Origin of the sequence: Kitasatospora sp. NPDC059812, assembly GCF_042732075.1 — a bacterium.
GTDB lineage: Bacteria > Actinomycetota > Actinomycetes > Streptomycetales > Streptomycetaceae > Kitasatospora.
In genome coordinates this window covers 64015-70202 of sequence record NZ_JBHWIO010000042.1, presented here as the reverse complement: position 1 = coordinate 70202, position 6188 = coordinate 64015, and the positions used below count along the sequence as shown (strand labels likewise).

Genomic DNA, 6188 nt, shown 5'->3' with positions numbered 1-6188 from the left:
CCGACGGCCTGAGCCCCGGTGCTCTGAGTGGTCCGAACCCGATCGGTCCGAGCGGTTCGGGCCCTGGCGGCCGGGACGGACCAGGGTGGGGGGCGGGGGCGCGCTCGGAGAACCCCCCCGCCGCGCGCGGGCGCGCGGCCCCCCCGCCTTGCCCCCCGGCCGGGCGCGGTCGCAAACCCCCGGCGCCCTCCCCGGTTCCACCCTCCTATTCGTGACCACGCCGGAGACCCTCATGGACACCACCGTCCGCCCCCAGAAGAAGAGTGCGAAGCCCGCCCCCACCGGGCCCGGCCTGCTGGCCAAGACTCACCTGGTTGGCGCCACCGAATCCGGTATGGAGGGCCTGGCCCTGTGGCTGGCCTCCCGCGGCCTGGACGTCACCGGCAGCATCGACCCCGCACACCAGGACAGCCCCGCCGCTGACCGGCTGCGCGCGGCTGGCGTGGAACTCACGGTCGGCTCGGACGCCGGGCACGTCCGCAACGACCGAACCGCCGTGGTCTGGTCCGGGGTGGTCGTCGCCCCGCACCCCGAACTCGACCGGGCCCAGGCCCTGGGACTGCCGGTGCTCGCCCGCGCGCACGCGCTCGCCGTACTCTGCGAGGACTTCGGCCATCCGCTGATCGCCGTCGGCGGCAGCCACGGCACCACGACCGCGGCAGCCGTTCTGGCCGCGGCCCTGGCCGACGGCCGAACCGGCTGGATCCTCAACGCCCCCGCCGTTGGCAGTACCCCCGGCCAGGACGGCGAACGGCGCCTCGTGGTGGACCTTTGCCCGGACGCCGGCACGCACGAGGCCGCGCCGCCCGGCTCGTGGAGCCACCGCCCCAATGTCCCGAACGTGTACCAGCGGCCATCCCCGTCGGTGGCGCTGATCACCGCCGCCACCATGAACTCACCGCACTTCGAGGACACCATCGAGGCCCTGAACGCTGCCACGAACCTCGCCCGCTCCGCTGACACCGTGGTCCTGCCGCTCTGGGACAACGGGGCAAAGATCGTGCACGAGAGGCTGAGCGACCGCCCCGGCCCCACGGTGGTGACCGTGGGCCTTGTGGAGAGCGCGGACGTGTGGGTCCTCAAGCCCCGGCGGCTCGGGGAAAGCTATCTCCTCACCCTCCGCCACCAGGGCAAGCAGCACCAGTTCATCGTGCCGATCGTGGGCGACCACCACGCCCTGGCTGCCTGCGCCGCCATCGCCACCGCCCTCGTCGCTGGGGAGAGCGCCAAGACGATCGCCGAGCGCCTGGCCGGATTCAAGGGTGTGGAGCGCTCCCTGACCGAAGCCGGCACCCAAGCACGGATCACCGTGCGCGACTCCCGCGCCCGGCACCCCCAGGAGGTCGCCGATGATGTGGCGGCCGCCCGGATGCTCACTGAGGGCAACGTCATCGTCGTCCTGGAGCCGGACGGCATCGCCCGTACCAGCGCTCACGCCGTTGAGTTGGGTAAGGCCCTCGTCTCCGCCGACCGCGCCGTGCTGCTGCCGGTAGCCACCCCGCTGACTGTGCTGAACGCCCCGGACCCGCTCGATGCCATCGTCAATGCCGCCAGGCCTCCCTTGGGAGCCAGCAAGGCTCACCGGGTGCGTTTGAGCCCGTGCGAACCGAGCGCCGAGCAGCAGGTCGCCGACCTCGCCAAGCCCCGCGACTTGGTGCTCGTCATCGGCACCGGACAAGCCGCCCGCTTCGGCCCCCGGTTGCTGGAGCGCCTCGCGCGAACCGGTTCCCCCACCACTGACCATCCGTGAACCACCCGCCGACCACCGGAGTTGCTGCTGTCATGGCCACCACCCTGCCCGCGCACAACCTGCCCGAACGCGACATCCGGCTCCTCGTCCACATTGCCGCCGAGTCCCAGACCCGCACGATCGCGGCCGACCCCGCCCTCACCCTGGCCCCTTCTGATGTCGACGCCGCCGTCCGTGCGCTGTTCACGGCTACCGGCACGCGCACCGTGCTGCAGCTCGTCGCCTGGGGCGCCGCATACGGCATCGTCACCGGCACCACCGAGCCCTGTACCGCGCTCACCACCGCAGTTCAGCTCCCTCGGCGCCTCCAGCGGGTCCTCGCGGGCTGGGTCGGCGGGCGCACCGCCCCGGAGTTGGCGGCCGACTTCGGCGTCTCGACCGGCACGATGCGCGGCTACGGCCGGGACCTGCGCTCCTGGCTGGGGGTCCGCAACCAGGTGCAGGCGAGCATCGCCGCCGTCCTGGCCGGCCTGGTCTTGCTCAGCGACATCGACCCCACGTGGCCCGCCGAGCCACTCGCCCGTGCCATCACACCCCGACCGGATCGACCAGGCATGGGCCTCCGGCCCGCTGGCCGGCGCCGTCTCGGACTACCACGTCCTCGCAACTCCCGCCGAGGCAAGCGATCACCATGGTCTCGTGTTCCGCATCGACACCGATGCCATCGACGTGACCAGGCCCTGGGCCTACCGTTGAGGATTCCAGAAGGAGCGACATGGCCCAAGACCTGAGCCCATGGCATCTGTTCTCCGCCAGCCCGCAGGAGGAGTCGGCGTTCCGGCTGCTGAGTGCCCACCTCGCGGCCCAAGGCCAGCAGGTGGTGTTGCGTGGGAAACCGGACGATGAACAGGAGCGTTATCAGCAGCGGTTCGGAGTCGCGGCCGGGGTGCTCACGGTCGACGCACATCTCGCCATTGATGGAGCGGACTGGTACGTGGACCACACCACGGTGCCGCTGCCCGGGAGCGCCTGGATGCCGTCGGCGATACGGGCCGCCTCCGACGCTCTGAACCGTCTGCTCGCTCGCGCGCTCCTGCTGAGCCCGACGGGCGGATTGCGGATCACGGTCACTCCACAGCAGGGCACGGCAAAGGAGCGCAACCGCTACTTCACGCGGCTGGCGGCCCTGGGCGAACAGGCCGCACGCACCGGGCGTCCGGTCTTCGACACCGAAGCCGCCGACTTCAATCCCTCCTACTCGTTCCCGGTCGCCGAACCCTGGCATCCCGCGGACCCTAGCCAGCCAGTCATCCTGTCGTTCGCCCTGCCGCAGCCGCTGCAGGTACATCATCGGCTTACCCCTCACGGCTGGATTCACGACCTCGGCCCGGCCGGCGACGTCCTTGCCCACCCCATCCACGAGAAGCTGACCGCGAACAAGCAGAAGAACGGCGGCCCGGGCCAACTGCGCCGCGCCGCCAGAATCGGGCTGACGACCGGGCTCTTGATCGACGCCCGGGTGGGCTGGCAGCCGCCTCACCTGTACGCCGATCACATCTCCCCGCGAAAGCCACCTCCCGCCATCGCACCACTCGACCACGAGGTGGCCCGGACACTGATGCGGGAGGCGGCCTCTCGCCACCCCGACGTCCTGAACCGGGCCTGGCTCATTACCGCCGACGACTCCGTGCACGAGGTTTATGTCCGACCGAAAACACCCAGCTCGGACGCCTGACTCGGGCCGCGTCAACACCGACGTCATCAACCCGCTGGCTCGCGTACTTATCGCTAACGACGAGCGAGAACAGACCTAGGAGTCAAGGACAGTGCCTATATCCGAAACCGAACGCATCTGGAATCTCCTGATTTCCGCACATAAGTCCTACTGCGCTGCGACGTCGACCACCTATGACGAAGTGCTGTGGGAAGTCGCGCAGCGAGCCGAGGAGTCGGGCAGCCTCGGCAAGCTCGACATAGGCGCACTCGTCGTCTGGAAACGACTGTCCGCCCGCACCCGCTGGGCCTCCGCCTTGATGGGACTACCGGACGCGCAAGTTCGCGCGGCGACCGGCCAAGCGATGGAAGTCGTTCGGGACACATCCAGGTCCCGCGGGCAGGCCGCCCAGGCCGGCCGCGCCGCGCTGGTCACCCTGCCGGGCTTCTACAAGGGTGACGCACTGGCATCTGCGGTCCTCACTGCCGCAGCACCACATCGCATGGCCGTCTACGACAGCCGAGCTCAGCGAGGACTGGAATCGCTTGGGCTAACGCTCACCGACAACCCAGGACGATACGGCCGCTACATGGACCTTCTCGACAAGCTCCTCACGCACAAGGGTTCCTTCGGACCGAGCTGGACAGTACGAGACATCGACATCGCCCTGTTCTGGATCGGTGGCAAGTGACGCTAGGGGCCAACTGCCAACGAACGAGATGCGGCCCCCGAACTCGATCGAGTGGCTCTACGCTGTGTCGCTTCCTACGTCACGGACATGTCCGCTACGTTCCTGCACAGGTCAGCGTCATCGCGAACACCTCCTCGGCCGGAAAGCGGCAGGAGGTCCTGGTCGACGAGGACGCCCCCGAGGACGCCGACGAGCACGGGATCGTCGACGAGGCGAAGCGGCACCACCGCTGGGACACGCAGGCCGCTGCCGTCATCGAGCGCCTGGTCCGCGAGTGCGGACTCACCGCCACCACCGTGTGCTCCGATGGCAGCCCCGGGCCGGTCGCGATGGCCCGCAACCGCGACCGCCCCTGGTTCACCGCGGTGCTGTGGAACCCCGCCACGGTCACCCCGGTGCCCGGCGGGTTCCGGCCGTACGGGTCGCCCGACTACTGGCACGGCTTCACCACGATCCAACTCGACATCGGCGGACGGGCCCCGCTCTTGACTGCGAGCTACCACGGCGACCCTTTCCGGCCGGCACCCTGGAGTACACCACTTCCGATGAAACCATCATCGTTCTGAACTACAGCGTTCAGTAGGGCGTCGGGAGTTGAACCGCGAGTCGAGCTTGTCGTGTGACCTCGCAGGTCACCGGACCTGCTGATCTGCTGGCGGGCCGCCGCCCCTTCCGGTCGCCATCGCCCGTAGGGCGTCGACGGCGAGGCGGGCGGTGGTGCCGATGGCGGCGTCGGCGGCGGGGAGGGTGATGGTGGTGGCGGCGGCGCGGGTGAAGATGGCGAGGGCGTAGCGGCCGCCGTCGGGGTATTCGACGACGCCGACCTCGTGGCGCAGGGTCGGGAGGGTGCCGGTCTTGCCGTGGACGCGGACGTCGTCGTAGGGGAAGCCGGAGGCGAGGCGGTGCGGCCAGACCTGGAGGCCGAGCAGGCGGCGGAGGGCGGCGCCGTGTTCGCCGGGGCAGGCGTCGCCGTGCCAGAGGGCGGCGAGCAGGGTGGTCATGTCGCGGGCGGTGCTGCGGTTGGTGAAGGTGGGGTCGAGGACTCTGAGGCGGGCGACGACGGCGGGGTCGACGGGGGAGTCGCGGCCGGTGTCCTCGGCGAGGGCGGCGATGAGGTCGCGGAGCTTGTGGACGGCGACGGTGCGGGTCAGGCCGAGGTCGGCCATGGTGCGGTTGACGGTGTCGAGGCCGATCTCGTCCCAGAGGACGTCGGCGGCGGCGTTGTCGCTGACGGCGACGGTCAGGTAGGCGAGGTCGCGCAGGGAGAGCCGGGCGGCGTCGAGCATGGCGGCCAGGCCGGTGCCTCCGGAGGTGCGGCCGGCGGCGGGGACGTCCACCTGCCGGGTCAGGTCGATCCGTCCGGCGGCGGCCTCGCGGAAGAGCGTGACCAGGAGGCAGAGCTTGTGGACGCTGGAGGTGCTGACCGGGGTGTCGGCGTCGAGGGCGATCTCGGTGCCGGTGTCGAGGTCGCGGACGTGCAGCCGGCCGCTGACGCCGGCGTCGGCGAAGGCGGCGGCGATGCGGGCGCGCGCGGTGCGGGCGCCGGCGGGGCGGTCGCCGGATGCGCGGTTGCCGAAGGCGCGGTCGCTGGTCACAGCGGGAACTCCATTGCGGGCCGGGGGAAGAGCGGGGGGTTGGGCGGCTGGGGCAGGAGGCCGCCGTGTTCGGTCAGCGCCTCGTGGGCGGCTTCGGCGAACAGCCGGACGGCGGGCCCGCCGCTCCCGGTCGGCCAGGCCGTGGAGGTGCGCCAGGCCAGCGGGGTGCCGGTCAGCGGACGCCAGACTGTACCCGGTGGCGGCGCGGTGCGTGGCACCAGGGCGACGGCGCTGCCGGTGAGCACGAGTGCGCCCGCGACGTCCGGGCCGGGCGGGTCGACGACGGCCTCGGGCGTGCAGCCGTGCCGGGCCAGGGTGGTGAGCATCTCGTCGTAGAGCGCGGGGGCGGTGGCGCGGGGGAAGAACACCAGGCGCCGGCCGGTCAGTTCGGCCACCGCCAGCTCCGGGCGGGGGGGGGGCGGGGGGGGGGGCGGGGGCGGGGGGGCGGGGGGGGGGGGGCGGGCGGGGGGGGGCGCCCGCCCGGGGGGGCGCGCCGGC

The 6188-nt window shown here is 71.6% G+C and carries 7 protein-coding genes; 5 read left to right on the top strand and 2 right to left on the bottom strand.

Annotated elements, in window-relative coordinates; genetic code table 11:
- Positions 1-211: 211 nt before the first annotated feature.
- The 5 genes from ACFV6D_RS21650 (at position 212) to ACFV6D_RS21630 (ending at position 4661) form a co-directional block, all read left to right on the top strand.
- Positions 212-1750 carry a Mur ligase domain-containing protein gene (locus ACFV6D_RS21650; protein WP_380560793.1) on the top strand — a complete coding sequence of 513 codons (1539 nt, stop codon included), beginning with the start codon at positions 212-214 and terminating at the stop codon, positions 1748-1750.
- A gap of 32 nt (positions 1751-1782) precedes the next feature.
- A complete protein-coding gene (locus tag ACFV6D_RS21645; protein WP_380334326.1) occupies positions 1783-2481 on the top strand; it encodes a hypothetical protein in 699 nt (232 codons plus the stop codon).
- Complete coding sequence (locus tag ACFV6D_RS21640; protein WP_380495910.1) at positions 2466-3425, top strand: hypothetical protein; 960 nt, start codon at positions 2466-2468, stop codon at positions 3423-3425. Before ACFV6D_RS21645 ends, ACFV6D_RS21640 begins: the two co-directional genes overlap by 16 nt.
- A gap of 91 nt (positions 3426-3516) precedes the next feature.
- Entirely contained in the window at positions 3517-4095 is a 579-nt protein-coding gene (locus tag ACFV6D_RS21635; protein ID WP_380560792.1) for a hypothetical protein, read from the top strand.
- Positions 4092-4661 carry a hypothetical protein gene (locus ACFV6D_RS21630; RefSeq protein WP_380560791.1) on the top strand — a complete coding sequence of 190 codons (570 nt, stop codon included), beginning with the start codon at positions 4092-4094 and terminating at the stop codon, positions 4659-4661. The genes ACFV6D_RS21635 and ACFV6D_RS21630 overlap by 4 nt, the downstream gene beginning before the upstream one ends.
- Positions 4662-4727: 66 nt before the next feature.
- On the opposite strand, the gene ACFV6D_RS21625 is transcribed toward ACFV6D_RS21630, so the two are convergent.
- Both ACFV6D_RS21625 and ACFV6D_RS21620 read right to left on the bottom strand, forming a co-directional pair.
- Positions 4728-5690, bottom strand: coding sequence for a serine hydrolase (locus tag ACFV6D_RS21625; RefSeq protein WP_380560790.1), 963 nt, complete (start codon positions 5688-5690; stop codon positions 4728-4730).
- Positions 5687-6085: a LysR substrate-binding domain-containing protein gene (locus tag ACFV6D_RS21620; protein ID WP_380560789.1), complete on the bottom strand. Its 399-nt coding sequence runs from the start codon at positions 6083-6085 to the stop codon at positions 5687-5689. Before ACFV6D_RS21620 ends, ACFV6D_RS21625 begins: the two co-directional genes overlap by 4 nt.
- Positions 6086-6188 lie beyond the last annotated feature (103 nt).

Coding starts and splice junctions, on each gene's coding strand:
- ACFV6D_RS21645 (WP_380334326.1), top strand. CDS start 1,783: ATGGCCACCACCCTGCCCGCGCACAACCTGCCCGAACGCGACATCCGG.
- ACFV6D_RS21640 (WP_380495910.1), top strand. CDS start 2,466: ATGGCCCAAGACCTGAGCCCATGGCATCTGTTCTCCGCCAGCCCGCAG.